The organism is Nocardia sp. bgisy118 (genome assembly GCF_057708605.1).
In genome coordinates, this window is record NZ_JBYISM010000006.1 from 130,665 (window position 1) to 157,263 (window position 26,599).

Consider the following 26,599-nt stretch of genomic DNA (forward strand, 5'->3'; position numbering starts at 1 on the left):
CCACGCTACCTGCGCTCGACGGCCCCCACGCCGGCCAGCCATTCGTCGACCAGGATCCGCAGTCGCGCCTCCCGCAACTGCGGCAGCAGCCTGCCGCCGCGGCCGAGGGTGGCCATGCCGTGGATCGAACTCCAGGCCACTTCGGTGCGCGCCCCGAGATCGGGTTCGCCGACGAACGGGCGGAACAGGCGTTCCAGCTCGCCCCAGCCGTCGCGCAGCGCCTGTGGCGCCTCCGGTCCGAAGGCCAGGTCGGTCTTCATCAGGAACATCGCGTCGTAGAGGGCGGGATTGGCGTCCGCGAAGTCGAGGTACGCCCTGGCCACGGATTCCAGCGCCGCGGCCGGGGTCTCGGCGCCGGCGTGCGCCGCGCGCAAGGCGTCGGCGAGTTCGGCGAAGCCCTGTTCGGCGACCGCCGTGACAATCGCGGTCTTGCCCGCGAAGTGGCTGTAGAGCACGGGCTGGCTGTACTCGATGCGGTCGGCCAGCCTGCGCACCGTCACCGATTCCCAGCCTTGGGACTCGGCGAGTTCGCGTGCGGTGTCGATGATGCGCCGATGGCGTTCGGCCCGTTCACGTTCCTTGCGAGTCTGGGTGCTCATGCCAAAATTCTAGCACCGCTAGACAATCTATCGAGGCTCGTCTACCGTTGCTCCTAGATCTAGCGCCGCTAGAATTCAGAGCACCACCGAGGAGCACCCCGTGACCATCTCCCGCATCGCCACCGTCCTGTCCCTGATCGGCGCGGCGTTCATCCTCTACGTCGGCCTCAGCTACGTGATCGCGCCCGACAGCGTCGCCCCCGGCTTCGGCCTGCCCGCCTGGCCGGACGGCGAGGCCGCGGCCTTCATGAACCTCAAGGGCGTGCGCGACATCGCGTCCGGTCTGGTCATCCTGGCCCTGCTCGCCGCGAAGCAGCGGTACGCGCTCGGCATCGCCACCTTGGTGATCGCGCTGATTCCGTTCGGCGACATGCTCACCGTGCTGCGCTGGGACGGCTCGGCCGGCGCGGCCTTCGGTATCCACGGACTCACCGCCGCGCTCGTGGCGCTCACCGGCGCGCTGCTGATCCGGGAACGTGCGGTCACGAAGGACGATCGCGTCGCCGCCGCGGTGTGATCCGCGACATAGACCCGGTTCCCGCGATGAGTTGCGCGACCCAGCGCCGTCCATTTCTCTGAAGACACCGCGAGCACAGGAGAACGAACCATGGCGACCAAGCCGCACGGCCCCGCGTCCTACTTCCCCACCATCGAGACCAAGTACGGCCGCGGCATCGACGAATGGTTCACCCTGCTGCGCGACTGCGGTCTGGAGGGGCACAAGCCGCAGGTCGAGTGGCTGAAGACCGAGCACGGGATGGGCCACGGCCACGCCACCGCGCTCGTCCAGTACCACCTCAACCCCGGCAAGTGGGCGGTCTGAACCACACCGGAACGAGCGCCGGCGCGGAAACGAACGAAGGGCCCGCGGGATATGCGGGCCCTTCGTCGATCGCCAAGGCGGCACCGGCCCGCGGAGGCAGTGGGTGGTGCGATGCCGCCCGCGGCCCCGACGTTGGCCGGGGACGTCGGGTGTCAGGCCGAGACCAGGTTCTGCTCAGCCGGTTCCGCGGCCTCCGGCGCGGCGTGCTCGTCGATCATGGTGCGTTCGTCGAAGGGCAGCTTGCGGTCGAGCACCAGCCGGACCTGGTCCACGTCGATGGTCTTGGTCCAGGTGCCGATCAGCACGGTCGCGACCGCGTTGCCGGAGAAGTTCGTCAGCGCGCGGGCCTCGGACATGAAGCGGTCGATGCCGACGATCAGGCCGACGCCGTCGAGCAGCTCCGGCCGGTGGCTCTGCAGACCGCCTGCGAGGGTCGCGAGGCCCGCGCCGGTGACGCCCGCCGCGCCCTTGGAGGCGACGATCATGAACAGCAGCAGGCCCAGCTGTTCGGGCAGGCTGAGCGGCTTGCCCATCGCGTCGGCGATGAAGATCGAGGCCATGGTCAGGTAGATGGCGGTGCCGTCCAGGTTGAACGAGTATCCGGTCGGCACGACGACGCCGACCGTGGTGCGCTCGATGCCGAGGTGCTCCATCTTCGCGATCAACCGCGGCAGCGCCGATTCCGAGGACGACGTGCCGACGATGAGCAGGTACTCCCGCGCCAGGTACCGGACCAGCTTCAGGATCGACACGCCGGACACCACGCGCACCAGCACGCCGAGCACGCCGAAGACGAACACCAGGCAGGTCAGGTAGAAGGCGATCATCAGGGTGGCGAGCTGCACCACCGCGTCGAGGCCGGTCTTGCCGACCACGTTCGCGATCGCGCCGAACGCGCCGATCGGGGCCAGCCACAGGATCATCGACAGGACACGGAACACCAGCTTCTGGGCCAGCGTCACCGCGCGCAGGATCGGCTCGCCCGCGCGGCCCATGGCCTGCACCGCGAAGCCGACGAGCAGCGCGACGAACAGCGCCTGCAGCACGCTGCCCTCGGTGAGCGAGGAAACCAGCGTGGTCGGGATGATGTTGTTGATGAAATCCCAGGTGCCGCCCGCGCTGTGCGCCTGGTCGGCGTACTTCGCGCCCGCGCCCGCGGTCTTGGCGATGTTCATCCCACTGCCCGGCTCGAGCAGGTTGCCGACGACAAGGCCGATGCCGAGCGCGACCGTCGACATGATCAGGAAGTAGCCGAGCGCCATCCCGCCGACCTTGCCGACGGTGGCCGCGGCGCGCACCGAACCGATACCGAGCACGATGGTGCAGAAGATGACCGGCGCGATCATCATCTTGATCAGATCGACGAACATGGTGCCGAGCGGGGCCAGCGAGACGCCGACGTCAGGCGCGAGCCAGCCGACCAGGATGCCTGCGCCGACAGCGGCGATGACCGCCAGATACAGCCAGTGGGTGCGGTCGCGCCGCGACGCGCGGGGTGTGTCGCTCATGGCGAATCATGTCCTCCGAGTGGTACCGGAATGCGGGCCTTACCGGCCGCGTGTGCAAAATGATGACGACGCGCGTGACGCGGGTCACTGTTTGGTGCATAACGTTCAGTGGAGGTCAGCTCGTGCGACGTCGTCGCTTCACAGACGCCGCCGGGTCCGGCCCGCGCGCTCGCGGCGAGAGACGGCCGCGCGGCCCGCGGCTCTCCCTCGCCGGCCAGGCTTTCGTCCTGCAACTCGTGGTGCTCGCGCTGATGATCGCCATCGCGGTGGTGCTCGCGGTGATCGACGCACGGCACACCAGCGACGTGACCACCGAACAGGAGGTCACCGACGTGGCGGTGAGCGTGGCGCACGCTCCGTCCACCCGCGCGGCGGTGCTCTCCGCCAACCCCACCGAGCAGCTGCAACCGGTGACCGAGCGAATTCGGGTGCAGACCGGAATGGACTTCATCGTGGTGATGGCGCCGGACCGGACGCGGTTCACCCACACCAACCCCGAACGCATCGGCCAGCCGTTCAGCGGCACCATCGACAAGGCGCTGGCCGGGGAGACGTTCACCGAGACGTTCACGGGCACGCTCGGACCGTCCATCCGCGCCGTGACTCCGGTGTATGACAACGACGATCGGATCGTGGCGCTGGTATCCGCGGGCGTCACGCGAGCGCGCATCGGCGATCAGGTCGCCACGCAGCTACCGAAGATCCTCGGCGTCGCGGGCGCGGGCCTTGCGGTCGCCGCGCTCGGTTCGTTCCTGTTCAGCCGCCGGTTGCGCCGCCAGACCCACGGCCTCGCGCCCGACGAACTGCGCGTCATGTACGAACACCACGACGCGGTGCTGCATTCGATCCACGAGGGCCTCGTCGTCTTCGGCGCGGGCGAGCAGGCCGAGGTCGTCAACGACGAGGCGCGGCGGCTGCTCGACCTGCCTGACGGCATCGTGCTGCGCGGCGACCTGCCGGTCTCGATGCACCACATGAGCTGGGGCGCGGTGCGCGACGAGATGCACGTGACCAACGACCGGATCCTGCTGGTCAACCAGGACGTCGTCACCTCGCAGGGCCACTCGCTCGGCACCGTCATGACCATCCGCGATCACACCGAATTGCGCCATGTGCTCGGCGAACTCGACTCGGTGCGCAGTTTCGCCGAATCGCTGCGCGCCCAAGCGCACGAGTCCGCCAACCGATTGCATACGGTGATCACCATGGTGGAGCTCGGCCGGTGTCGCGAGGCGGTCGAATTCGCGACCGCCGAACTGCGGCTCTCCCAATCGCTGATCGACCGGATGATGGGCGCAGTCGGCGATCCGGCGCTGGCCGCGCTGCTGCTCGGCAAGGTGAATCAGGCCGCCGAACGCGGTGTGGAGCTGACGATCTCGGCGGACACCGCCCTCGACGCCACCGCGCCGCTCTCCGCCCGCGAGGCGGTCACACTGGTCGGCAACCTGATCGACAACGCCATCGACGCCGCCGCGGACAGCGCGGGCGCGTGGGTGGAAGTCACAGTGCGCCAAGCAGATTCGGATCTTTTCCTGCGCGTCTCCGACAGCGGGCCCGGAATGTCGGCGCAGACGTTCGCGCGGGCGGCCGAGCGGGGGTACACCACCAAGGACGACCATCACGGGCTCGGCCTCGCGCTGGTGCACCGGGTCGTCACCAGGCACGGCGGGACGATCGACGCCCGCGAGCCGGAAAGCGCGGTGACGGTGACCATTCCGCGCGGGTCAGGAAAGGACGCATCGTGATCCGAGTGTTGATCGTGGAGGACGAGCCGCTGATCGCCGAGGCGCATCGCGCCTACGTCGAACGCATCCCGGGCTTCACCCCGATCGGTGTCGCGCACACCGGACGCGAGGCCATGCGGGCGACCGCCGCGGCCGCGGCCGAGGGCGCACCCGTCGACCTGGTGCTGATGGACATCGGCCTGCCCGACACCAGCGGCCTGGACGTCGCCGCCGCGCTCAGCGGCCTGGCGCCGAGTCCGGACGTCATCGCCATCACCTCGGCTCGCGACTTGGCCATGGTGCGTACCGCCGTCGCCAGCGGCGTGGTCCTCTACCTGTTGAAGCCGTTCACGTTCGCCGCGTTCGCCGACAAGCTGGAGCGCTACCGGGAGTTCCGCACCGCGCTGCCCGCGGGCGAGTCCGCGCTGACCCAGCTCGACATCGACCGTGCCCTCAGCGCCCTGCGCACCCCCGACCAGCGCGCCAACACCCCGAAAGGCGTTGCCCCGCAGACACTCGAGGAGATCTCCCGGATCGTGCGCGACGCCGAGGACGGCATCACCGCCGCCGACACCGCGACCAGCATCGGCGTCTCCCGCATCACCGCATGGCGCTACCTGGAGAAGCTCGCCGACGACGGCCTCGTCGTCCGCCGCTCCGACTACGGCCGCGCGGGCCGCCCCAAAACCCGCTACGTCTGGAAACGCTCCGACTGAACGCTGCGCCGTCCAGACACACCGCAGCCTCGGTGGCCCCGCAGTCCGCGCACAGACTGGTCTGCGCTGCGCTGCGTGCACAAGGTCCAGGCGATGTGGCCAGTACCCTCGGCGGCCTCACACAGCGTGCATACGCCTCACAACGGAGGTGCCGCTGTGAGGCGCTTGGCTGGTCTGTGCGAACGGATTGCCGTCAGACGTCGGTGGAGAAGCGGATGCCGCCGTCCGGAATCTCGACGCCGGGCCAGACGCGGGCGCCGCGCAGGAGTTCGCAGCGGGCGCCGACGTTCGCGCCGTCGCCGATGACGCCGTCGCGGACCAGGGCACGGGGACCGATACGGGCGCCGAAGCCGATGATGGAGCGTTCGACGGTCGCGCCCGCTTCGACGATGGCGCCGTCGAAGATCACCGCGCCGTCGAGGCGAGCGCCCGCGCCGATCTCCGCGCCGCGGCCGACGACGGTGCCGCCGATGAGGAGCGCGCCGGGTGCGACGCCCGCGCCGGGGTGGACCAGCGATTCGCCGCGCTGGCCCGGCAGCGCGGGCGAGGGGGCGATGCCGCGGACCAGATCGGCCGAGCCGCGCACGAAGTCCTCGGGGGTGCCCATGTCACGCCAGTACGACGAGTCGACGTGGCCCTGCACCCGCGCGCCCTCGGCGAGCAGCGCGGGGAAAACCTCGCGCTCCACCGACACCGGACGCCCGGAGGGGATCTTCTCGATGTATTCGCGGCGGAAGACGTAACAGCCCGCGTTGATCTGATCGGTCGGCGGATCCTGGGTCTTCTCCAGGAACGCGGTGACCCGGCCGTTCTCGTCGGTGGGTACGCAGCCGAACGCGCGCGGATCGGAGACGCGTACCAGGTGCAGCGTCACGTCGGCGTTGGTCGCCTCGTGGGTGTCCAGGATCGCGCCGAGATCGGTGCCGCCGAGCACGTCACCGTTGAACACCATGACGTTGTCGGCGCGCAGCTTGGGCAGCACGTTGCGGATGCCGCCGCCGGTGCCGAGCGGCTCGGTCTCGGTGACGTACTCGAGCTCCAGGCCGAGCTCGGCGCCGTCGCCGAAGTGCTCCTCGAACACCTCCGCCTTGAAGGAGGTGCCGAGCACGACGTGGGAGATCCCGGCCTCGGCGATGCGCGCGAGCAGGTGGGTGAGAAACGGCAGGCCCGCTGTCGGCAGCATCGGCTTGGGTGCCGAGAGGGTCAGCGGGCGCAACCGCGTGCCCTGGCCGCCGACCAGAATCACGGCGTCGGTGCCTGGATGTCCTGCCATCAAAGTTCCCCTGTTCACAGTGGATCGTTCCGAGCCGGGCACCGGTCCGAGGCGACCGCTTTCCCGCGGCCGTCACCGTGGCAGCTACGCCCGGTGGCCGCGGTCCGCGCTCGTCGGCCGTGCTCCTACGCCTGTCGGCCGCGCTCCCGGGCCAACTCACGCAGCGCAGATCGAACCGCAATCCGGGAGCGAATCGCAAGTCCGGCGCGCAACGCGAGCCGCAGCGGGGCCTGCCACCAGTGCGGATGCCGGTCGGCTTGGAAGCGGTACGCGCTGGCGTGATGCGCGGGCAGCATCACCTCGGGGTGGCGCCCCGCGGCGTGGCCCTTGGCGTGGGTGACCTCGGCCGTGGGCACGAACACATTGTGCCAGCCTGCCTTGCCCATGCGGTCGCCGAAGTCGACGTCCTCCATGTACATGAAGTAGCGGGAGTCGAAGCCCTCGATCGAGTCGAAGGCGGCGCGGCGCACCAGCAGGCACGAGCCGGACAGCCAGCCGACGTTGCGCTCGGAGATCTCCTCGTTCTCCTGCCGGTAGCGGCGGGTCCACGGGTTGCCCGGCCAGACGGTGCCGAGGATGGCGTGGCCCGCCCCGTCCAGCAGGCCGGGCACCGACCGCGCCGACGGGTACACGCTGCCGTCCGGCTCGAGCACCATGGGCCCGAGCGCGCCCGCCCTCGGCCAGCGCTCGGCGGCCTCGAGCAGCTTGTCGATGGAGTCGGAGCCCCAGCGGACGTCGGGATTCGCGATGACGACGAATTCGATGCTCGGGTCGATCTCGGCCACGGCGCGATTGATCGCGCCGCCGTATCCGATGTTGCCGCCGGTGCGCAGCAGCCGCACGTGCGAGTTGGCCTCGGCCACCAGCTCGGGCACGCCGTCGACCGACCCGTTGTCGGCCAGGATCACCTGCGGTTTCTCGCTGGTGGCGTGGGCGAGGGTTGTGATGAAGTGCTCGAGGTGCTCGCCGGGTGAATAAGTCACCGTGACGACGGCAAGGCCACCCGGGGCCGTGGAATCGGAAGCGCTCACGACTCCGCCTCGCTGACGCTCGGCTGCGTCGTGCGCGCAGGCGCGCTGTGTCGATGGTTCACTCGCTTACGCTCACTCACGACCCGAAAGCCTAGTCGGAACGACGTGACCGCGCGTCCTCCGGTGCGAACCCGGCCCCAGACCGATCGGTCTTCCACCGCTCGCGGGGACGCCGCGACGCGGTGATCGAAAAGGCCACGGGCCAACCGTTTCTCACCGGATTCAGGCCCGTACCGCGCGCAGCGCGTCGTGCAGCGCGCTGCGCCAGTCCCGCAGCGGCGCAAGACCGGCCGTCACCCAGGACCGGTCCGACAGCACCGAATAGGACGGGCGCCGAGCCGGTCTCGGGAACGCCGTGGAATCGCATCGGCGCACGCGCTCCGGATCGGCGCCGATCTCCTCGAACACCGCCCTCGCCAGGTCGAACCAGCTCGCCACGCCGGCGTTGGTCGCGTGCAGCAGCCGCGGTGCGCCGGGCCGCGCGACGAGCTCGAGCAGGCCCGCGGCGAGATCGGCGGCGTAGGTCGGCGACCCGATCTGGTCGTCCACCACGTCGACGGTCTCGCGCTCGCGTTCCAGGCGCAGCATGGTCGCCACGAAATCGTTGTCGCGCCCGGTATACACCCAGGCCGTTCGCACGACGTGCGCGTGCGGAGCCGAATCCAGCACGGCCCGTTCCCCCGCGAGCTTGGATCGCCCGTACACGGTGGCCGGACCGGTGGGGTCGTCCGTGTCGTACGGCGCGCGCTGGGTACCCGGGAAGACATAGTCGGTGGAGAGATGGATGAGCCGGGCATCGGCGCGCGCGCAGGCGGCGGCGAGCACGGCCGGGCCGGTCTCGTTGCCCGCGAACGCGGCATCGGGTTCCGACTCGGCCTTGTCCACCGCGGTGTAGGCGGCGCAGTTGAGCACCACGTCACCGGGGGCGATCACGGCGCGCACGGCGTCGGCGTCGGTGATGTCGAGGTCGGCGCGGCGGTAACCGCGGGCGTTCGGGGCCAGGCGCAACAACTCCCTGCCGACTTGGCCCGCGGCCCCGATGACGACGAGACGTGCGGTGGCGGCGGGCGGTACGGCGGCGGTCACGGGCGCAAGTCTGGCACGCCGTGACACCTGCGGGTACGGCCGCGCGGGGTAACCGTTGGTTAGCCTTGAGCGGCGTCTTCCGGGGGCGGGCGGACGCGGGGGCGGTCGGGGTGCATACAGGGGCTTGTCGAGAGGATGCGCAGTTGCAGCGGAGGAGGACACCGGTGCGGTCGCGACTCGCCGGCGCGGACACCGGCGCCGATTCGTGGGGCCTGCTGCACGCCTTCGTCGCCGCCGTGGCGGCCGTGGTGCTGGTCATCACCGGCTTCGCCTGGCACAGCGTCGATTCGCTGATCGCCAACATCGAGCGCATCGGCGACCTCGGTCTCGGCGGCGGCCGCGACGGCGCGGTCGACATCCTGCTGGTCGGGGTGGACAGTCGCACCGACGCGCACGGCAATCCGCTCACCAACGCCGAACGGGCCATGCTGCACGCGGGCGACGAGGTGGGCACCAACACCGACACCATCGTGCTGGTCCGGGTGCCCAACGACGGCCGGTCCGCGACCGCCATCTCGCTGCCCCGCGACTCCTACGTCGACATTCCCGGCATCGGCACGGGCAAGATCAATTCGGCGTACGGCGTAACCAAGGAGGCAGAGCGAGAGAAGCTGATCGAGCAGGGCGTCCCGGAGGCCGAGGCCGAACGGCAGTCCACCAAGGCGGGGCGGCAGGCGCTGATCAAGACCGTCGCCACTCTCACCGGCATCACCGTCGACCACTACGCCGAGGTCAGCCTGCTCGGTTTCGTGCTGCTCACCGACGCGGTCGGCGGCGTCGAGGTGTGCCTGAACAACCCGGTCGACGAGTGGATGTCGGGCGCGGAATTCCCGGCGGGCCGCCAGCGGCTGGACGGGCCCCGGGCGCTGAGCTTCGTGCGTCAGCGCCACGACCTGCAGCGCGGCGACCTGGACCGGATCGTGCGCCAGCAGGTGTTCATGGCCCAGCTGGTCGGTCAGATGCTCAGCGCGAAGATGCTCGCCAATCCGGCGCGCCTGAGCCACCTCAGCGAGGCGGTGGGACGCACCGTGGTGCTCGACGAGGACTGGGACGTGGTGGCCTTCCTCCAGCAGCTCCAGGATCTCTCCGGCGGTCAGGTGCAGTTCGAGACCATCCCGGTGACCGATCTCAACGGCACGACCAGCGACGGCGAGTCGGTGGTGCGGGTGGATCCCAAGGCGGTCAAGTCCTATGTGGCCTCGCTGGTCGGCGAGCAGGCCGAGGCCGAGGAGGTCTCGGCGCCCGCGGCGGACCCGGCGACGGTCACCGTGAACGTGCTCAACGCGGGCGGCGTCGGCGGGCTGGCGGCTCAAGTGTCGCAAGCCTTGGCGGCCAAGGGTTTCCAGGCGGGCCGGGTGGGCAACTATTCCGGTGGGAGTGTCACCGGCAGCCGGGTGCTCGCGGCGGACACCGCGGATCCGAAGGCCAAGGCTGTCGCCGAAGCCCTCGGCAAGCTCACGGTGGTCGCGGACCCGTCGATGTCGCCGGACTCGGTGAGCGTCGTGCTGGCGAGCGACTATTCTGGGCCGGGCTCGGCCGCGAGCACCATGTTCGACCTCTCCGGAACGTCGACATCCGCGACGCCGGTTCCGCCCGCCCCACCGATCGACGCAGGCCAGAATGGACCGAAATGCGTGAACTGAATCGTGAAGCCACTGATGCGTGACAAGAACCAGGCACTGACTCTCACCGAGGCGGTGCTCGACCCGATCCTCGCCCGCGAACCCGCGGGCCCGCGTGTCACCTACTACGACGACGCCACCGGCGCCCGGATCGAGCTGTCCGGGCTGACGGTGGCGAACTGGGCCGCCAAGACGGCCAACCTGCTCCGGGACGAATTCGGCCTGAGCCCCGGCGCGCGAGTCGCGGTGCTGCTCCCCGCGCACTGGCAGACCGCCGCCGTGCTGCTGGGCTGCTGGTGGGCGGGCACCGAGGTGGTGCTGAGTCCCGATCCCGACGCCGACCTGGCGCTGGTGACGGCCGACCGCATCGATGACGCCGACGGCGTCGCCGAGGTCGCCGCGCTGTCGCTGGATCCGCTCGGCGCTCCGATCAGGGACCTGCCGGTCGGCATCACCGATTTCGCCACCGCGGTGCGCGTGCACGGCGACCAGTTCTTCCCGCGCGGCGCGGGCGTCGCGCTGGACGGCATGCCGGTCGCCGAGGTGCTCGCCGCCGCGCGGAAGTCGGCCATGCGCCAAGGTTTCGCGGAGGGCGACCGGGTGCTGTCGAGCGCACCGTGGGAGACCCCCGACGAACTGATCAACGGTTTCGTCGCCGTCCTCGCCGCGGGCGCCTCCCTCGTCCAGGTCGTCAACCCCGACCCCGACCAGCGCCAGCGCCGCATCGAATCCGAACGCGTCACCGCACAGGTCGGCTGACGTCGCGGTCGTCGCCGTCGGGCGGCGCGGGAGCGTTCTCCTACTCCGGTAGGAGAACGCATCCGACCGGAGGACGTTCCAGAACTGGGGCGAAGTCCGTACGGTGGAGGTATCGCACAACGATGGGGTTGGTGGGATATGAAGCCGCAGTATTGGGTTCGTTGGTTGTCGCAGCAAGGCTTGCCGAGGCTGGTCTTGCGTACCCAGGCGCGCCGTGGTGATCCGTTCGCGCGGCTGATGGGCGGGCCGGACGGGATCGCCGATCCGTATCCGCTGATCGAGGAGATGCGCGGGCGCGGCAGGATCATGCGCACCTCGCTGTCCTGGGCCACCTTCGACCATGAGCTGTGCCGAACCATTCTGCGGGACACCCGCTTCGGTGTGCGCAACACCGAGAGCTTCGACATCCCCAAACCCATGCAACTGCTCGCGGACCGCTCGCCGATGCCGCCCAACCCGGTCGAGCCGCCCTCCATGCTGGTGATCGATCCGCCCGACCACACGGCCATGCGCAAGCCCGTGGCCTCGGCGTTCACCCCGCGCGCCATCGCCAAACTGCGTGAGCGGGTCGAGACGGTCACCGAGGAGCTGCTCGACGCGCTGCCGTCCGGCGGATCCGCGGACCTGGTCGCCTCGTTCGCCTCCCAGGTGCCGATCGCGATCATCTCCGAAATGCTCGGCTTCCCCGATGCGGATCGCGCCCGCTTCCTCGCCTGGGGCGACCAGCTGACCCCGCTGCTCGATGTCGGCATCCCATGGCGCGCGCACCTCCGCGCCATGAAGGCGATGGAGGTGATGAACGACTACTTCGACGGTCACATCGCCCGGCTGCGCCGCGAACCCGGCGACGACATCATGAGCACCCTGGTCACCGCGGGCGACCTGGACGACTACGCGCTGAAGGCCACCGCGAGCCTGCTGATGGGCGCGGGTTTCGAGACCACGGTCAACCTCATCGGCAACGGCGTCGTGCAGCTGCTCACCCACCCCGACCAGCTGGACCGGCTGCGCGCCGAACCGGAGCTGTGGCCGAACGCGATCGAGGAAGTGCTGCGCATCGACTCCCCGGTGCAGACCACCGCGCGCACGGCGCTGACCGACATCGAGCTCGACGGCCAGCAGCTGCGCAAGGGCCACACCGTGGTGTTGTCGCTGGCGGGCGCCAACCGCGACCCGAAGACTTTCTCCGAACCGGACCGCTTCGACGTGGCCCGCCCGAACGCCAAGGATCACCTCTCCTTCAGCAACGGCATCCACGCGTGCCTCGGCGCGAGCCTGGCCCGCATGGAAGGCGTCTACGCGCTGCGCGCGCTGTTCGAGCGGTTCCCCGATCTGCGCCTGGACGGCCCGCCGCAGCGCAGGGAGCTGTTCACGCTGCACGGCTACGAGCGCATGCCCGTGCGCCTCGGCCGTCGCGCGGAGGCCGAGGCGCCCGAACCCAGCTCGGTCTGAACCCGGCTCAGCTGAAGCCGACGGCTTGGTCGCCCCACGCGGTGTGCTGGTCGCGGTCGGGATTGTCGACGACGCGGTCGGCGGCGTCGATGAGCAACGTGGTGCGCGTCGACGACCGGTAGGGCGGCCAGTGCTTGGAACCGTCCAGCGCGGCGGGCACGCCGTGCCTGGCGAAGGCCAGCCAGCGGCGCATCATCCGCCCGGACACCTCCGTCGCCTGCTTGCGACCGCCGAGCCAGAACGTGGGGTCGTGGTTGAAGGTGCCGAAATTGCCGAAAACATACGGCAATTCGGTGGCGTGCCCGGCGCCGACGCGGGCCGCGCGCAGCATCGGGGTGGCGTGGTCGAAGCGGTAGGCCCAGGTCATCGAATGGGCCGCGTGCGCGTCGGCCACCCAGTGCGCGGGCATCCGGAACGCCGCGTCGGTGGACATGGCCAGCGCGCCGCGGGTCTTGGCCAGATCGGGGTAGGCCGAGGTGATCTCGGCGATCCGCTCGGCCGACAGACCCGGATGGTTGGCCGCCGCGTCGCGCAGCATGATGTTCACTGCGTCCGGCGTGACCGGCATGATCGGCGAGCGGAACAGCCGGAACAGCGAGGCCTCGTCCTTGTTCGTGCCGACGATGAGCGGCACCTGATGGGAACGGCCCCGTTGGAACAGGTCGATCGGATAACCCGGTAGCAGGTCACCGTCCACCACCGGCGCCGCGGCCAGACGCCCCGGCTCCTTGAGCGGAATCTCGTCGAACAGCACCCCGGCCACCTGCACCACCCGTTCGATGGGCAAGTCGATCAGGTCGAGGGCCTGCGTCGGGGACATCTCCAGCAGCTCCAGGTAGCGCCGCGCCACGATCGCGGCGCGCTCCTGGCCGAAGACAGTTGTGGCGGTCGGGCTCTGGGCGATGGCGCGGTGGAACAGCCCCGCCGCCCGCGGCGCGGTGAGCAGGGCCGTCACGCATCCGGCGCCGGAGGACTCGCCGAACAAGGTGACGTTGTCCGGATCGCCGCCGAACCGCGCGATGTTGTCGCGCACCCACTCGAGCGCCGCGAGTTGATCGTGCAGTCCGAGATTCGGCGTGAACCCGCGGAACAGCGAGGACAGGTCGAGGAATCCCAGCGCGCCGAGCCGGTAGTTGACGCCGACCACGACGACGTCGCCGGTCTCGGCGAGCTTGCGACCGTCGTAGATGCGCTGGGCCGCGGTGCCGAGGCAGTAGGCGCCGCCGTGCAGCCAGACCATGACCGGACGCGGCTCCTGCTCGTGACTGCTGGGCGCCCAGACGTTCAGCCAGAGACAGTCCTCGCCCATCCGCAGTTCCGAATCGACCGGCACCATGGCGCCCATCGTCTGCGGGGCGATCGCGCCGAACGTCAGGCAGTCACGCACGCCGTCCCACGGCTCCGGCGGGGTCGGCGGCCGGAAACGCCGCGTCCCGGTGACCGGCGCGCCATAGGGAATGCCGCGCCATGCGGCGATCGGTCCGTCCAGGAATCCGCGCACCCGGCCGGAAGTGGTCTGGACTATGGGCCCGGCGCCGTCCGCATCCCAGTCCCGTTCGATCTCGAACCGAGTGCTCATCGTCCCGCACCTCCTGCCCGCGACCCGTCGGTGCGCTCAGGGTTTGCCACACCCCGGGTCCGCACGTCGTGATCTCTTTTCGAGAGTACGTGCGATTTCGCGGGCGCCACCGGTAGGACGCATCAACCGTGATCAGGGCGCTACCCTTGGCCGGTGCCGAACTACAGCTTCCGCTGCCGCAGCTGCGGTGACACCTTCGAGGTGAACCGCCCCATGGCCCAGTCGTCGGACCCGGCCGCCTGCCCGCAGGGCCACGACGACACGGTGAAATTGCTGACCACGTTCGCCACCGTCGGCCGTGGTGGCGGCGGCGCACCGCAGGCTCCGACGCCCCCGCCGAGCGGTGGCGGCTGCTGCGGCGGCGGTTGCTGCGGCTGACCCGCCCGCGGCTCAGTCGGTGCGCTCGCCCTCGCGCCGGTCGGCGTGGCCGAGGTCACGGTCCGGCGCGACCCGGTCGCGCACCCGCTGCTTGAGCACGGCGATGTCGGGAAACCCGCCGTCGGCCTTGCGCTCCCACACCTGATCGCCGTCGACGGTGATCCGGAACACCCCGCCCGTGCCCGGGATCAGCGCGACCTCGCCCAGTTCGGTGGCGAAGGTGCTCAGCAGTTCCTGCGCCATCCAGCTCGCCCGCAGCAGCCAGCGGCATTGGGTGCAGTACTCGATCGCGACACGTGGCATAGCAGTCGACGCTACCGAAGCACGGCCACGAGCGCGCTCCGTGCTCACGGCTCGACGACACCGTCGAGGTAGACCCACGCGCCGTTCTCCCGAACGAACCGGCTGACCTCGTGCATCGAGCCGCGTCCGCCCTCGGCGCGGTAGTGCGCGACGAACTCCACGGTCCCCGTGTCGTCGAACGGCCCGCCGCGCTCGGTGCGCACGATCTCGAGGAACAGCCACCGCTGGTCGGATTCCAGCTCGAGCCGCCGCGGTCTGGTCCGCGAATGCCAGGACCGCCGCAGATAATCGACGTCGCCGACGGCGAACGCGGTGTAGCGCGACCGCATCAACGCCTCCGCCGTCGCCGCGGGCCGCACGCCCGACAGCGCCGGACCGCAACACTCCCCGAACGACTCCCCGCGACGACACGGACACGGCTGCGACTCATCCATGCCCGGATTCTCCCCCGCCCGGTCACTCCGGGACGATCTCGGTGCGCACCCACACCGAATCCCCGCGGCCGACCCTGGCCAGCACGCCCGCGACGGCGGCGGTCTGCTCGCGCCAGCGCCGCAGTTCGGTGACGCTCGGCGCGAGTTCGTAATCGTGATGGTGAGCGGCCCGGGAGAGCGCCGCCCACACCGCGGCCACCTGCGCGCCGGTCTCCGGTCCGGCGTAGACGCGCAGCGCGAGCAGTTGGGCGCGCATCGGGCAACGCACCAGCTCCGGCGCGAGGCGCACCCACAATTCGTCCACCGCCTGTTCGAGGGCCAGCCGCAGAATCCAGGCCGTCGCCCGCGACCACACCCCGCCCGCCGCGGTCACCTCGCCGTCCAGCAGCCGGTCCACCGCGTCGAGCCGCTCGGCGACCGTCGGGCGCGGCGCATTCTGCTTGGCTCCGCGCGGCCGGCCGGGCGGACGACGCCGCGGTCCGCGCGACCCGGTCACCGGCCCATCCAGGCGATGAACCGCTCGGTGTTCGCGATCAGCTCCCGCATGCCGCGATCGATGGGCACGTGCGCGCCCGCCGTCACGTCGCGCAACGCGCCGACCAGCCATCTGCCTTCTCGCGCAAGGTGTTTGTTGAGGTTGTCGACGTTGTACTGCACGCCCATCACCGCAAGCGCCACCATCGCCCTCGTGGTCTGCGCGCCCTCGATGTGCCGCTCCACCTCGCGATGGTTCATGCCGCGCGCCAACAGCTCGCGCCGCGCCCTGGCCAGGCTGGCCGCCTCCACCGCCGACCGGCAGCAGGTCGCGACGAGCTCGTCCGCGATCGCCTCCGGTAGCTGCGGGGTACGCACCAGCGACCGCGCGTCGTCCAGGTAGCGCCGCACCGGATCGCTCGACGTGCGCACCTCGATCACGGACCGTTCGCGCCGCTGCACCTCCAGCACGCAGGCATCCAGCTGCATCCGGCGCACCGCCTCGGCCAACCGCTCGTCGTGGGTGAACACCACGACCTGCCGCGTCCACGCGACGAACGCGAGCACCCTGGCCAGCCCGTCCACCTTCGCCGGGTCCATGGCCTGCACCGGGTCGTCGATCATCACGAAGCGAAACGGGCTCTCCTCCACCGTCGCCCGCGGCAGGAACAGCGAGAGGCCGAGCGCGTGCAGCTCGCCCTGGCTCATCACGCCGAGCGCCGCGCCGTCCACCTCGTCGACGGTGACGTCGAGCAGCACCCGGCGCGCGGTGCCCGCGTTGCCCTGCAAGCGAATCGCGCCGAGTTCCACATTGCTCTGCTGGCGCAGGGTGCGCCAGACCCAGCGCGCGGTGGTCTCCAACGGGGCCATGCGCTCGTCGCGCAGACCCGCCGTCGCCGATTTCAGCCAATCCTCGGCGCGTTTCAGTGTGCGCAGCTCGCCCGCCCGCAGGGCCGCTTCGCGCGCACCCTCCAGCCAGGCGGCGATCCGCGGCACCAGCGGGGCCCACACCTCGTCGAGCCGGTCGAGCTCCTTGCGGGTGCCCTGCTGGACCAGCTCGAGCTCGTCGACGAGCCGAGTGTGCGCCCAGCGCAACCGATCCGGCAGTTCCTGGGAGTACTCCGCGTGGCTCAGCGCGGCCCACTCCATCCAGGCCGCGCGCACCGCGGTGGTGTCGACGGTGGGCGGATTGCGCGGATCGAAGTCCAGTTCGGGCGGTACGTGGTCGGGCAGCGCCCGCGCGGCGCGCACCGCGTTGCGTAGCTCGTCACGGGCGGTGGTGAGCGCGTCGACCCGGGCGCTCAGCCGCGCGATCGAGGCGTCCGCGCCGCGGGCCCACTCCGCGTCCAGCCTGCCCCGCCCACAGACCGGACAGGCGCAATCCCCGTTCGCCGCAGCGTGTTCGCGGGCGCGGCGCAGCAGTTCCAGTACCCGCAGGTCGGCCTCGGCGTCGGCGGTGGAATCCCGCGCCAGTGCGGCCGCGCAGGACTCCAGCCGGGTGGCGACCGCGTCCACTTGGGCCTCGGTGGGCAGCGCGAGCCGCACGATGGCGCGCAGCCCCGCCGGGCCGTCGCCGCCGTCGGCGCCGCCCAGCATGTCGCGGCCGACCGCGGTGAGGTCGGGTTGCGCGGGGCGCAGCAGGGTGGCCATTCGTACCGCGCGGTCGTCGGCCAGCGTCTCCATGGCCGCGAGCAGGTCGAGCCGCTCCTGCCGGGAATCCCGTGCGGCGCGCTCCAATTCGAGCCTGCGCGCGCGAATCCGTTCCTGCGCCAGGGTGAGTTCGTCGAGGCCGAGCAGCTGGTGCAGCGCGTCGAACAGGTCGCTCGGCTTGCCGTCGACCAGGGTGCCCAGCTCGCTGTAGGACAGGAACGGGCGGTACAGCTCGAGCACCGATGCCCACCGTCCCGCGTCGAAATCCGCCGGTGCGCCGTCCTTGCGCCGCTCGGTCCAGCGCGCCTCGGTGAGTTCGTCCTTCGGCGACCACTCCTTGGCGATGGTCAGCTCGGGATCGGCTCCGCCGGTGAGCAACTCCAGTTCGATGCGGGCGATATCGCCGTCGTGCAGGTTGCGCCAGCCCTCGCGCCACGCGGCCGAGCGGCCCTCCCAGCGGCGGTTGCCGCCGGTCAGCGCCAGTTCGGCGGCCTCGGCGAAGCTGGACTTGCCGCTGCCGTTGCGCCCGACCACCAGGGTCAGGCCGGGGCCGGGCGGCACGCGCAACGTCACCTCGGGGCCGATGCCGCGGAAGCCGCGCACTCGGATCGCGCGCAGGAAGATGCCGGAGTCGTCGAATTCGGTTGCCCGGAGGCGGGAATCGATGGCGCCCAGCGCGCGCAGCACGGCATGCGCCACGTCGGGAGTGACCGCCGGGTCCTCGTTCAACCGTCGCGCGACCACGTCGGTCAGGCGCGGTACGGTCTCCGCCGTCATGTCGACCGCGGGCTCCGGGCACACGTTGAAACCCCCTACACACCGCACCGCGGCGCGCCCCTCCCGACATTCGCGCGCGGTGTCACCGTCGAAAGCTGAGCGAAACGCTACCCGATCGAGCCGCATCCGCCCACCGGCGGTGGACGAGAGGAAGGAGATGCGAACCTGCCCGCGGGGATGGATATGGCCATCGAGCCGGCTGGGCCGCGACTCGATGTCCACCCCTCGGCCCAACCCCGGCGGGCAGCTCGATGGTGTCTCACCCGGTGTGGGTGGCCCGGTCGGAGCCGAACAGAACAGGATGCCAGACAACAGAATTCGGCGCAAGACGAATCGGTGCGCGAATCCGTCGCCCGCACAGCGTTTTCGGGCTGAAAGCCGTGGGTACCTGCGGAGCTGTCGGTGGGCTGGGGTAGAAATCCGAACAAGAGGATCAGGGGAGACGAGAATGACGCACGGACGTTCGGACGCCACCCGATGAACGCACCGTGGCCCGAGGAACGGGTCGGCGCGCTCGCGCCGGACGCGAGCTCGCTCGCGGCGGCGCGCGGCCTCGCGGACCGCTGGCGCGAGACCGGGTACCGCGACGAGGCCGTGTGGGGCCGGTGCCGGGGCAGCGGTCCCGAGCCGTACGCGACGATCGTCGATCTCTCCGGCCCCGCGTATACGTGCACCTGCCCGAGCCGCAAGTCGCCGTGCAAACACGCGCTCTCGCTGCTGCTGCTCTGGTCCCAGGGCGCTGTCGCGCCGTCGGCCGAGGTCGCGGAGTTCGCGGCGGAATGGCTGGCCGCCCCCGCGGCCCGCCCCGCGACGCCAGCGACGGCGCGCACGGCCAACCCCGCCACCGCGGAGCAGCGGCGAGTGCGCGTCACCGCCGGACTGGAGGAACTCGACATCTGGCTCGGCGACCAGGTGCGCACCGGCCTCGCCCAGGCCGATCGCTCCTACCACGCGTTCGAGGCGATCGCCGCGCGCATGGTGGACGCGCAGGCCCCCGGCGTCGCGGGCGCACTACGCAGGCTGCCGCTGATCATGGCGACCCGCGCCGACTGGCCAGAACCGGTGCTGCGCGAATACGCCAGGCTGCACCTGTTGGTGGCGGCGCACCGCCGCATCGACGACCTGCCGCCCGCGCTGCGCGCCAGCGTCCGCACCCACGTCGGCTATCCCAGCCCAGCCGAATCGGTGCGCGCCGAACCGGCCGTCCGCGATCAGTGGATGACCCTCGGCGTGCGCAGCACCGAGGACGAGCGGCTCTACACCCGCCGCACCTGGCTCTACGGCCGCCGGACGCACCGTTGGGCGCTGCTCGTCGACCACGCCTTCGGCGCACCCGCCTTTCCGGCCACCGCGCCCGTCCTCGGGAGCATGGCCGAAGCGGACCTGCACTACTACCCAGGCGCGGCGCCCCTGCGTGCGCTCTGGGGCGAGCGCCACGGAATCGACGAACCCTTCACCACCCTGCCCGCGGCCCCGACGGCCGCCGCCCCCACAGCGAAAGAGGTGGCCACATCCCTGGCCCCGACTGTCGCGGCGAAAGAGGCGACCGCATCCCTCGACGCCGCTCGCATCGGCGAACGAGACTCCCGTGCGCGTGCCGCAGCGATCGGGACGAAAGGCAGCCGTTCCGGAGCGGCAGGCGGCGCCGTCCGCGAGGCGCTCGACGCGCATGCGGCGGCGCTCGGTGCCGACCCGTGGGTGCGGTCGTGGCCGGTGCTGCTGCGCGACGTGGTTCCGGTGATCACGGACGCGGGCTGGCGGGTGGTCGACGCGCAGGGCGCGGCGCTGCCGCTGGCCCCTGCGGAACAACCGTGGACGCTCTCTGCGGTCTCCGGCGGGCATCCCGTCACGGTGCTGGGCGAGTGGACGGCGGATGGACTCGTCCCGCTCTCGGCGTTCGCGGTGGGCGAGATGATCGACGTGGAGAGCGAGCCCGCGCCGCACCGGGACTCCCCCGCGCCGAGCGCCGAGACCGACGACCTGATCTCGACGGCGCTGCTCGGCACCGCCCGCCGAGCCTTCGACCCCGCCCTGCTGCCCGCGCCCGCCGCAGCCGTCGCCGCTCGCCTGCGCACCGACCCGGCCTTTCTACTTCTCGAATCCGCCGCGCTACGAGACACTTTCGCGCGCGGCGGGGTCGCACCGCGGGATGCCGCCGCGCCACCGCCCGCGCCCGACGACGATCGCGCGCTGCTGCCCCGCGCCGCCGCGCGGCGACTGGCCGACCTGCTGCGCGACCGGTCCCGTTTCCTGCCCGAATGGTTCGCGGCCGCCGAACCGCACGATTTCCGCGCGCCCGATGCGCTGGCCGCAGAGCTGTTGGACGCGGCGAGCGCGCAGTCCGCACTGCGCGAACCGCTGCTTCGGCTGGCGGGCGCACGCGGCCGATGGCTCGCGCAGTGGCATCCGGAATGGCGGGAACTGCTGTCGGAGTTCGTCTTCGACACCGAAGCCGACGAGATCTGGCGCTACGGCGCCGCACCGCAACGACGCGCCTGGCTCGCCCGGCTGCGCGCCCGCGACGCCGACGCCGCGCGGGCCGCCCTGGCCGCCACCTGGGGCACGGAAACCGGCCAGGCCAGGGCCGAGCTGCTCGCGGTCCTCGGCGACGGCATCGCGGCGGCCGACGAGCCGCTGCTGGAGACGGCGTTGGACGACCGCCGCGCCGAGGTGCGCCGGACCGCCGCCGGACTGCTCGCGCTGCTTCCCGATTCGTCCTTCGCACACCGCATGCTGCGCCGCGCGGCCGACTGGATCGTCGTCGAGGCCGACGGGGCGGCGCTGCGGATCGCGTTGCCCGACCCGCTCGACGCCGACGTGCGCCGCGACGGCATCACCGATCGCGCCGTCGAATTCAGCTACCGCTGGAACGGAGTCCCCGACGTCACCGCGGGCCGCCTGCGCCAGCTGGTCGCCGCGACGCCGCTGCGGCACTGGACGGCCGTGCTCGGCGCACCCGAGCGAGCGGTGCGCGTCACGGTGGACGAGCGGTTCCGCCAGCCGCTGTTCGACGGCTGGGTGGATGCCGCACTGGCGCAACGGGATCCGTCCTGGGCCGCGGCGCTGTTCGCCAACGGCGTGCCCTCCGACACCGCGCTGCTGCGCCGCCGCGAGCTGTTCGCCTTACTGCCGGTGGACGAGCGCGTCCGGCACCTGCTTCGCCTCGACGGCGCCTGGCTCTCCGAGCTGGAGGCGCTGCTGCCCGCCGTGCCGCACCCGTGGCCGCAGCCCATGGCGCAACACGTGATCCTGCTGCTGTTCGAACGCGCCAGGATCGCCGCCCAGCGCGCGGGCGGGCACGGAACGGGCCCCGCCGCGCACCGATCCCTGCTCACCGCGGCATCGGTGCACCTGCCCGTCGACGCGGCGGCCGCCGTCGCCACGATCGCCCAGCGCTGCGACGATGTGGCCTGGGCCCGCGCCTTCGACCAGCTCGCCACCGACCTCACCCACCGCTCGGACATGCTCGAGGAGTTGCCGTGACCAGCACCGACGCCAGCGCCCTGCTGCGCCCGCACGCCGAACAGGCCTACGCCGAGGAATTGCGCGCGCTGGCCGCCGCCGACGACCGCCCGCGCCCGCCCTCCTGGCGGCTCTCGCCCTGGGCGGTGGTCACCTATCTGCTCGGCGGCACGCTCGATGACGGCACCGTGATCACCCCGAAGTACGTCGGCCCGCGCCGCCTCATCGAGGTCGCGGTCGCCACCCTGGCCACCGATCGCGCGCTGCTGTTGCTCGGCGTGCCCGGCACCGCCAAAACCTGGGTTTCCGAACATCTCTCGGCCGCCATCTCCGGTTCGTCCACGCTGCTGGTGCAGGGCACCTCGGGCACCGCGGAAGAGGCCATCCGCTACGGCTGGAACTACGCCAGGCTGCTCGCGGAGGGCCCGAGCGAGGCCGCCCTTGTGCCCTCGCCGGTGCTGACCGCGATGCGCACCGGCGCGCTGGCCAGGATCGAGGAACTCACCCGCATCCCGTCCGATGTGCAGGACGCGCTGATCACCGTGCTGTCCGAGAAGACCCTGCCGATACCGGAACTCGGCCGCGAGGTGCAGGCGGCCAAGGGCTTCAACGTGATCGCCACCGCCAACGACCGCGACCGCGGCGTGCACGAGCTGTCCTCCGCGCTGCGCCGCCGCTTCAACACGGTGGTGCTGCCGCTGCCCGCCGACGAGGAGGACGAGGTGGCCATCGTGACCCGCCGGGTCGCTCAGCTCGGCGCGGCGCTGGAACTGCCCGAGGTGCCCGCGGCCGCGGCGGAGGTGCGCCGCGTGGTGCGGGTCTTCCGCGAATTGCGTTCCGGCATGACGGCCGACAACCGCACCAAGCTCAAGTCGCCGTCCGGAACGCTGTCCACCGCGGAGGCGATCTCGGTGCTGACCAACGGGATCGCGCTGTCCGCGCACTTCGGCGACGGGGTGCTGCGCGCCGGCGACATCGCGGGCGCGCTGCTCGGCGCGGTGGTCAAGGACCCGGTGGCCGATGCCGCGGTGTGGACGGAGTACCTGGAAGCCGTTGTCCGCGAACGTCCCGACTGGGCCGACTTCTACCGGGCGTGCCGCGAGGTCACCGGCTAGGGATTGCGATGCACGTACCGGAGAACGATCGCACAGCGGGCGAGAGCGGCACACCTGGTGCCGGAATCCGTCCGCCCGACACGGTGACGCGCGTGTTCGGCATCCGGCACCACGGCCCCGGCTCGGCCCGCTCGCTCCGCTTGGCGCTGGAAGACTTCCAGCCCGACACCATCCTCATCGAGGGCCCCGCCGACGCCGATCCCCTGGTCGGGTTCGTCACCGCCGAGGGCATGGCCCCGCCGGTGGCGCTGCTCGCCTATGTACCCGATCAGCCCGCGCGGGCGGCGTTCTGGCCCTACGCGGTGTTCTCGCCGGAATGGCAGGCGCTCCGCTACGCCGCCGAATACGAAGTCCCCGTGCGCTTCTGCGACCTGCCGGGCAGCGCGGTGCTGGCCGCCGAGGCGGAGCCAGGCGACAGCGTCGACCCGCTGGCCCATCTCGCGGCCGCCGCCGGCTACGACGACGCCGAACGCTGGTGGGACGCGGTCGTCGAATCCAGCACCGACATCGACGTTTTCGACGCGCTCACCGAAGCGATGGCCGCGTTGCGCGAGACGCCCGCCACGGACCCGGACGAACAACCACGCCTGGACCCATCGCCGACGGACGACCTGCTGCCGGATCTCGAAACCCTCGGACCCGACTTCGAATTCGGCCGAACCGATTCGCCGTCGATCGCGCGCCGCCGTCGCCCCACCCCGGCCATCATCGACGCGCACACCCTGCGCCGCGAGGCCTACATGCGCCAGACCATGCGCAAGGCGCTCAAGGGCGGATCGCGTCGCCTAGCCGTGGTGTGCGGCGCTTGGCACGCACCCGCACTCGCGGGCAAGCTCGGTCCCGCCGCGCCGGATGCCCGGCTGCTCAAGGGCATGCCGAAGGTGAAGGCCACCGTCACCTGGGTGCCCTACACCCATTCCCGCCTCGCCGCGTCCTCCGGCTACGGCGCGGGCGTCGACTCGCCCGGCTGGTACCACCACCTGTTCACCGCCGCCGATCAGCCGATCGCGCGCTGGCTCACCAAGGTCGCCGGAGTGCTGCGGGCGCACGATCTCCCGGTATCCAGCGCGCACGTCATCGAGGCCATCCGGCTCGCCGAAACCCTTGCGGCGCTGCGGCGGCGACCGCTGGCCGGGCTCTCCGAGGTCACCGAGGCGGTGCGCTCGGTGATGTGCGGCGGCGACGAGACCATGGTGCACGTGGTGACCACCGAGCTGGTCGTCGGCGAAGCGCTCGGCGCGGTGCCGGAGAACGCGCCGACGGTGCCGCTCGACGCCGACCTGCGCGCCAGGGTGCGCAGGCTGCGGATGAAGCTGGAGCCCACGGCGCGCACCGTCGATCTCGATCTGCGCAAGGAACGCGAGCTGGAGCGGTCGCGGCTGTTGCACCGGCTGCGCCTGCTCGGCGTCGAATGGGGCGCGCCGACCACCGGGGAGGTGCGCAGCACCGGCACCTTCCGTGAGACCTGGACGCTGCGCTGGCGCCCGGAGTTCGCGGTCGCCGTCATCGAGGCCTCGCGCTGGGGCACCACGCTGCGCACCGCCGCCGAGGCCAAGATCCTCGACACCGCGCAGCGGCCGGACCGCACCCTCGGCGATCTCGCGGGCGCGCTGGAGCTGGCCCTGCTCGCCGATCTCGGCGGCGCGACCGCAGGACTGATCGCCCGGCTGGAGAGCGTCGCGGCGCTCGACCACGACGTCACCCACCTGCTCGCGGCGCTGCCCGGCCTGATCAGAACGCTGCGCTACGGCGACGTGCGCGGCACCGATACCAAGGCGCTCGCGCACGTGGCCGACGGGCTGCTCGTCCGCATCGCCGCGGGTCTCCCCGGCGCGGTGACCGGACTGGACGCCGACGCCGCCGCCGAGCTGCGCACCCAGCTGGACGCCGCGCACCTGGCGATCCACACCCGCGACGACACGTGGGCCACCGAGACCTGGCTGGCCGCGCTGGGCAAGCTGGCCGACCGCGAGGACGTGCACGGCGCGCTCGTCGGCCGGGCGGTGCGGCTGCTCAGCGACGCGGGCATCATCGACGACACCGATTCCGGCCGCCGCCTGTCGGCCGCGCTGTCGGTCGGGGCGACCCCGGCCTCGAAGGCCGCGTGGATCGACGGCTTCCTCGGCGGCCGCGGTCTGCTGCTCGTACACGACCGAGAGTTGTTGCGGCGCATCGACGACTGGCTGCGCGGACTGGACGACGACCAGTTCCTGGAGACGCTGCCGGTCTTACGCCGCACCTTCGGCGCCTTCGAGTCCGGCGAACGCCGTGCCATCGGCCGCGCGGTCGGCGACGCCGCGCGAACCCTTACGGCGGAGCAAGCGGGCGTGGACGTCGAACGCGGCCGCCGCGCCATGCGGACCGTCGCCGAGATTCTGGGAGTCACAGGATGATCCCGCACCCGCCGCGCCATGACACCACCGCCACCGCGCCACCGTGCGCGACGAACACAGCCGGACCGTGCGCGCCGTCGCCGAGATACCCGTTGTCGCGCCACGACACCGCCCGCACTGGGCGACCGTGCACGACAAACGCGGCCGGAGGCTGCGCGCCGTCACCGAACTCCCTCCGGCACAAGCCGATCCGCACCGCGATCCACTCCGTCCGTCGGCGAGGAGCCGCACTATGAGCCTGCCCGACGAAAACCCCTCCCGCCGTTGGCGTCTGGTCCTCGGCGCGGCGGCCGAACCCGAGCTCGGCGGGCTCGGCGGCGGGGACGACGTCGCCGTCGACCGCGCGCTCGGCGCTCTCTACAACACCGGCGACGAGCCCACCTCGGGGAAGCGGTCCGGCAGCCTCGGCGGCTCGGCGCCCCGGGTGGCGCGCTGGCTCGGCGACATCCGCACCTACTTCCCGTCCAGCGTGGTCGAGGTGATGCAGCGCGACGCCATCGACCGCCTGCAACTCACCGAATTGCTGCTCGAGCCCGAACTGCTCGCCGCCGTCGAGCCCGACGTGCACCTGGTCGGCACGCTGCTGAGCCTCAACCGGGTGATGCCCGAGACGACCAAGGCCACCGCGCGCACCGTGGTCGAACGGGTGGTGCGCGAGATCGAGCAGCGCATCGCCACCCACACCCGCACGGCCGTCTCCGGCGCGTTGAACCGGGCCGCGCGGATCAGCAGGCCGCGGGCGCGAGACATCGACTGGGACCGCACGATTCGCAAGAACCTGGCGAACTATCTGCCCGAGCACCGCACGGTCGTCCCGGAGCGGTTGGTCGGCTACGGCCGCAACACCCAGACGGTGCGCCGCGACGTCGTGCTCGCCATCGACCAGTCGGGGTCGATGGCGGCGAGCGTCGTGTACGCCTCGGTGTTCGGCGCGGTGCTCGCGTCGATGCGGGCGTTGCGCACGTCGCTGGTGGTGTTCGACACCGAGGTAGTCGACCTCACCGACCTGCTCTCCGACCCGGTCGACGTACTGTTCGGCACCCAACTCGGCGGCGGCACCGACATCAACCGGGCGCTCGCCTACTGCCAGACGCTGATCGCCCGTCCCGCCGACACACTCTTCGTCCTCATCTCCGATCTCTACGAGGGCGGCATCCGCGCGGAGATGCTGCGCCGGGTGCACGCCATGAAGGACGCGGGCACGCAGGTGCTGGTGCTGCTCGCGCTCTCCGACGACGGCGCACCGGCTTTCGACCACGACAACGCCGCCGCCCTCGCGGCGCTGGGCGTTCCGGCCTTCGCCTGCACGCCCGACCGCTTTCCCGACCTGCTCGCGGTGGCGTTGGATCGCGGTGACGTCCAGTCCTGGGCGGATGTGAACGCCGGAAGGCCGTGAGACCGTTCCAGGCCCTGTCTCGAAGTCCGGCCGGATGCATCCGTG

General features: G+C 71.5%; 23 protein-coding genes. 12 read left to right on the forward strand and 11 right to left on the reverse strand.

What is annotated here, in order from left to right:
- Positions 1-5 precede the first annotated feature (5 nt).
- Positions 6-599 carry a TetR/AcrR family transcriptional regulator gene (locus tag AC3EO7_RS09870; protein ID WP_431967771.1) on the reverse strand — a complete coding sequence of 198 codons (594 nt, stop codon included), beginning with the start codon at positions 597-599 and terminating at the stop codon, positions 6-8.
- Positions 600-699: 100 nt separating this feature from the next.
- Between AC3EO7_RS09870 and AC3EO7_RS09875 the strand changes: the two genes are divergently transcribed.
- Together AC3EO7_RS09875 and AC3EO7_RS09880 are read left to right on the forward strand one after the other, a co-directional pair.
- Positions 700-1,116 carry a DUF4267 domain-containing protein gene (locus AC3EO7_RS09875; protein WP_435591027.1) on the forward strand — a complete coding sequence of 139 codons (417 nt, stop codon included), beginning with the start codon at positions 700-702 and terminating at the stop codon, positions 1,114-1,116.
- 90 nt (positions 1,117-1,206) lie between these two features.
- The gene (locus tag AC3EO7_RS09880; protein WP_431967767.1) at positions 1,207-1,422 is read left to right on the forward strand and encodes a DUF4287 domain-containing protein; all 216 of its coding nucleotides are present in this window, start codon (positions 1,207-1,209) and stop codon (positions 1,420-1,422) included.
- Between the two features lie 152 nt (positions 1,423-1,574).
- Here the strand turns inward: AC3EO7_RS09880 and AC3EO7_RS09885 are convergent, their stop codons facing one another.
- Positions 1,575-2,930, reverse strand: a complete 1,356-nt coding sequence (locus tag AC3EO7_RS09885; RefSeq protein WP_435591028.1) for a cation:dicarboxylate symporter family transporter — start codon at positions 2,928-2,930, stop codon at positions 1,575-1,577.
- 251 nt (positions 2,931-3,181) lie between these two features.
- On the opposite strand from AC3EO7_RS09885, the gene AC3EO7_RS09890 reads away from it, so the two are divergent.
- A complete protein-coding gene (locus AC3EO7_RS09890; RefSeq protein ID WP_431967983.1) occupies positions 3,182-4,675 on the forward strand; it encodes a sensor histidine kinase in 1,494 nt (497 codons plus the stop codon).
- Positions 4,672-5,370, forward strand: a complete 699-nt coding sequence (locus AC3EO7_RS09895) for a response regulator (protein ID WP_435591029.1) — start codon at positions 4,672-4,674, stop codon at positions 5,368-5,370. Before AC3EO7_RS09890 ends, AC3EO7_RS09895 begins: the two co-directional genes overlap by 4 nt.
- A 193-nt stretch (positions 5,371-5,563) precedes the next feature.
- Here the strand turns inward: AC3EO7_RS09895 and manB are convergent, their stop codons facing one another.
- The 3 genes from manB to rfbD form a co-directional block, all read right to left on the reverse strand.
- A complete protein-coding gene (gene manB / locus AC3EO7_RS09900; protein ID WP_431967761.1) occupies positions 5,564-6,643 on the reverse strand; it encodes a mannose-1-phosphate guanylyltransferase in 1,080 nt (359 codons plus the stop codon).
- A gap of 125 nt (positions 6,644-6,768) precedes the next feature.
- Positions 6,769-7,674, reverse strand: a complete 906-nt coding sequence (locus AC3EO7_RS09905; RefSeq protein ID WP_431967759.1) for a glycosyltransferase family 2 protein — start codon at positions 7,672-7,674, stop codon at positions 6,769-6,771.
- Positions 7,675-7,896: 222 nt separating this feature from the next.
- Positions 7,897-8,760: a dTDP-4-dehydrorhamnose reductase gene (gene rfbD / locus AC3EO7_RS09910; protein WP_431967757.1), complete on the reverse strand. Its 864-nt coding sequence runs from the start codon at positions 8,758-8,760 to the stop codon at positions 7,897-7,899.
- A 164-nt stretch (positions 8,761-8,924) separates the two neighbouring features.
- On the opposite strand from rfbD, the gene AC3EO7_RS09915 reads away from it, so the two are divergent.
- The 3 genes from AC3EO7_RS09915 to AC3EO7_RS09925 all read left to right on the forward strand — a co-directional run bounded on the left by AC3EO7_RS09915 (position 8,925) and on the right by AC3EO7_RS09925 (position 12,593).
- Positions 8,925-10,403, forward strand: a complete 1,479-nt coding sequence (locus tag AC3EO7_RS09915) for an LCP family protein (protein ID WP_435591030.1) — start codon at positions 8,925-8,927, stop codon at positions 10,401-10,403.
- Positions 10,404-10,418: 15 nt separating this feature from the next.
- Entirely contained in the window at positions 10,419-11,141 is a 723-nt protein-coding gene (locus AC3EO7_RS09920; protein WP_431967756.1) for a TIGR03089 family protein, read from the forward strand.
- Positions 11,142-11,279: 138 nt separating this feature from the next.
- Complete coding sequence (locus tag AC3EO7_RS09925) at positions 11,280-12,593, forward strand: cytochrome P450 (protein WP_435591031.1); 1,314 nt, start codon at positions 11,280-11,282, stop codon at positions 12,591-12,593.
- Positions 12,594-12,600: 7 nt separating this feature from the next.
- Here the strand turns inward: AC3EO7_RS09925 and AC3EO7_RS09930 are convergent, their stop codons facing one another.
- A complete protein-coding gene (locus tag AC3EO7_RS09930) occupies positions 12,601-14,172 on the reverse strand; it encodes a carboxylesterase/lipase family protein (RefSeq protein ID WP_435591032.1) in 1,572 nt (523 codons plus the stop codon).
- A gap of 153 nt (positions 14,173-14,325) precedes the next feature.
- Between AC3EO7_RS09930 and AC3EO7_RS09935 the strand changes: the two genes are divergently transcribed.
- Complete coding sequence (locus AC3EO7_RS09935; protein ID WP_357453088.1) at positions 14,326-14,550, forward strand: FmdB family zinc ribbon protein; 225 nt, start codon at positions 14,326-14,328, stop codon at positions 14,548-14,550.
- A 12-nt stretch (positions 14,551-14,562) separates the two neighbouring features.
- Here the strand turns inward: AC3EO7_RS09935 and AC3EO7_RS09940 are convergent, their stop codons facing one another.
- The 4 genes from AC3EO7_RS09940 to AC3EO7_RS09955 are packed head-to-tail and all read right to left on the reverse strand — an operon-like array spanning position 14,563 to position 18,212.
- Positions 14,563-14,853 (reverse strand): Rdx family protein, encoded by a 291-nt coding sequence (locus tag AC3EO7_RS09940; RefSeq protein ID WP_431967749.1) that lies wholly within the window; start codon positions 14,851-14,853, stop codon positions 14,563-14,565.
- Between the two features lie 44 nt (positions 14,854-14,897).
- On the reverse strand, positions 14,898-15,287 hold the full coding sequence (locus AC3EO7_RS09945; protein WP_435591033.1) for a YchJ family protein: 390 nt from the start codon (positions 15,285-15,287) through the stop codon (positions 14,898-14,900).
- A gap of 22 nt (positions 15,288-15,309) precedes the next feature.
- The gene (locus AC3EO7_RS09950; protein ID WP_431967745.1) at positions 15,310-15,783 is read right to left on the reverse strand and encodes a hypothetical protein; all 474 of its coding nucleotides are present in this window, start codon (positions 15,781-15,783) and stop codon (positions 15,310-15,312) included.
- The gene (locus AC3EO7_RS09955) at positions 15,780-18,212 is read right to left on the reverse strand and encodes an AAA family ATPase (protein ID WP_488186263.1); all 2,433 of its coding nucleotides are present in this window, start codon (positions 18,210-18,212) and stop codon (positions 15,780-15,782) included. Before AC3EO7_RS09955 ends, AC3EO7_RS09950 begins: the two co-directional genes overlap by 4 nt.
- A 453-nt stretch (positions 18,213-18,665) precedes the next feature.
- Between AC3EO7_RS09955 and AC3EO7_RS09960 the strand changes: the two genes are divergently transcribed.
- Genes AC3EO7_RS09960 through AC3EO7_RS09970 form a run of 3 tightly spaced genes read left to right on the forward strand, consistent with a single transcriptional unit; the run spans position 18,666 to position 25,158 of the window.
- The gene (locus AC3EO7_RS09960) at positions 18,666-21,671 is read left to right on the forward strand and encodes a DUF5691 domain-containing protein (protein WP_435591034.1); all 3,006 of its coding nucleotides are present in this window, start codon (positions 18,666-18,668) and stop codon (positions 21,669-21,671) included.
- The gene (locus AC3EO7_RS09965) at positions 21,668-22,765 is read left to right on the forward strand and encodes an ATP-binding protein (RefSeq protein WP_431967739.1); all 1,098 of its coding nucleotides are present in this window, start codon (positions 21,668-21,670) and stop codon (positions 22,763-22,765) included. The genes AC3EO7_RS09960 and AC3EO7_RS09965 overlap by 4 nt, the downstream gene beginning before the upstream one ends.
- 8 nt (positions 22,766-22,773) lie before the next feature.
- On the forward strand, positions 22,774-25,158 hold the full coding sequence (locus AC3EO7_RS09970; protein WP_435591035.1) for a DUF5682 family protein: 2,385 nt from the start codon (positions 22,774-22,776) through the stop codon (positions 25,156-25,158).
- On the opposite strand, the gene AC3EO7_RS09975 is transcribed toward AC3EO7_RS09970, so the two are convergent.
- A complete protein-coding gene (locus AC3EO7_RS09975) occupies positions 25,148-25,354 on the reverse strand; it encodes a hypothetical protein (RefSeq protein WP_435591036.1) in 207 nt (68 codons plus the stop codon). The genes AC3EO7_RS09970 and AC3EO7_RS09975 overlap by 11 nt on opposite strands.
- Before the next feature lie 36 nt (positions 25,355-25,390).
- Here AC3EO7_RS09975 and AC3EO7_RS09980 point away from each other — a divergent pair, with 36 nt between their 5' ends.
- Positions 25,391-26,554, forward strand: coding sequence for a VWA domain-containing protein (locus tag AC3EO7_RS09980; RefSeq protein WP_435591037.1), 1,164 nt, complete (start codon positions 25,391-25,393; stop codon positions 26,552-26,554).
- Positions 26,555-26,599 lie beyond the last annotated feature (45 nt).

Excerpts from the sequence above, each read along its gene's own strand:
- AC3EO7_RS09870 (WP_431967771.1), bottom strand. The coding sequence starts at position 599 with ATGAGCACCCAGACTCGCAAGGAACGTGAACGGGCCGAACGCCATCGG.
- AC3EO7_RS09880 (WP_431967767.1), top strand. The coding sequence starts at position 1,207 with ATGGCGACCAAGCCGCACGGCCCCGCGTCCTACTTCCCCACCATCGAG.
- AC3EO7_RS09885 (WP_435591028.1), bottom strand. The coding sequence starts at position 2,930 with ATGAGCGACACACCCCGCGCGTCGCGGCGCGACCGCACCCACTGGCTG.
- AC3EO7_RS09890 (WP_431967983.1), top strand. The coding sequence starts at position 3,182 with ATGATCGCCATCGCGGTGGTGCTCGCGGTGATCGACGCACGGCACACC.
- manB (WP_431967761.1), bottom strand. The coding sequence starts at position 6,643 with ATGGCAGGACATCCAGGCACCGACGCCGTGATTCTGGTCGGCGGCCAG.
- AC3EO7_RS09920 (WP_431967756.1), top strand. The coding sequence starts at position 10,419 with ATGCGTGACAAGAACCAGGCACTGACTCTCACCGAGGCGGTGCTCGAC.
- AC3EO7_RS09925 (WP_435591031.1), top strand. The coding sequence starts at position 11,280 with ATGAAGCCGCAGTATTGGGTTCGTTGGTTGTCGCAGCAAGGCTTGCCG.
- AC3EO7_RS09930 (WP_435591032.1), bottom strand. The coding sequence starts at position 14,172 with ATGAGCACTCGGTTCGAGATCGAACGGGACTGGGATGCGGACGGCGCC.
- AC3EO7_RS09940 (WP_431967749.1), bottom strand. The coding sequence starts at position 14,853 with ATGCCACGTGTCGCGATCGAGTACTGCACCCAATGCCGCTGGCTGCTG.
- AC3EO7_RS09945 (WP_435591033.1), bottom strand. The coding sequence starts at position 15,287 with ATGGATGAGTCGCAGCCGTGTCCGTGTCGTCGCGGGGAGTCGTTCGGG.
- AC3EO7_RS09960 (WP_435591034.1), top strand. The coding sequence starts at position 18,666 with ATGAACGCACCGTGGCCCGAGGAACGGGTCGGCGCGCTCGCGCCGGAC.
- AC3EO7_RS09970 (WP_435591035.1), top strand. The coding sequence starts at position 22,774 with ATGCACGTACCGGAGAACGATCGCACAGCGGGCGAGAGCGGCACACCT.
- AC3EO7_RS09980 (WP_435591037.1), top strand. The coding sequence starts at position 25,391 with ATGAGCCTGCCCGACGAAAACCCCTCCCGCCGTTGGCGTCTGGTCCTC.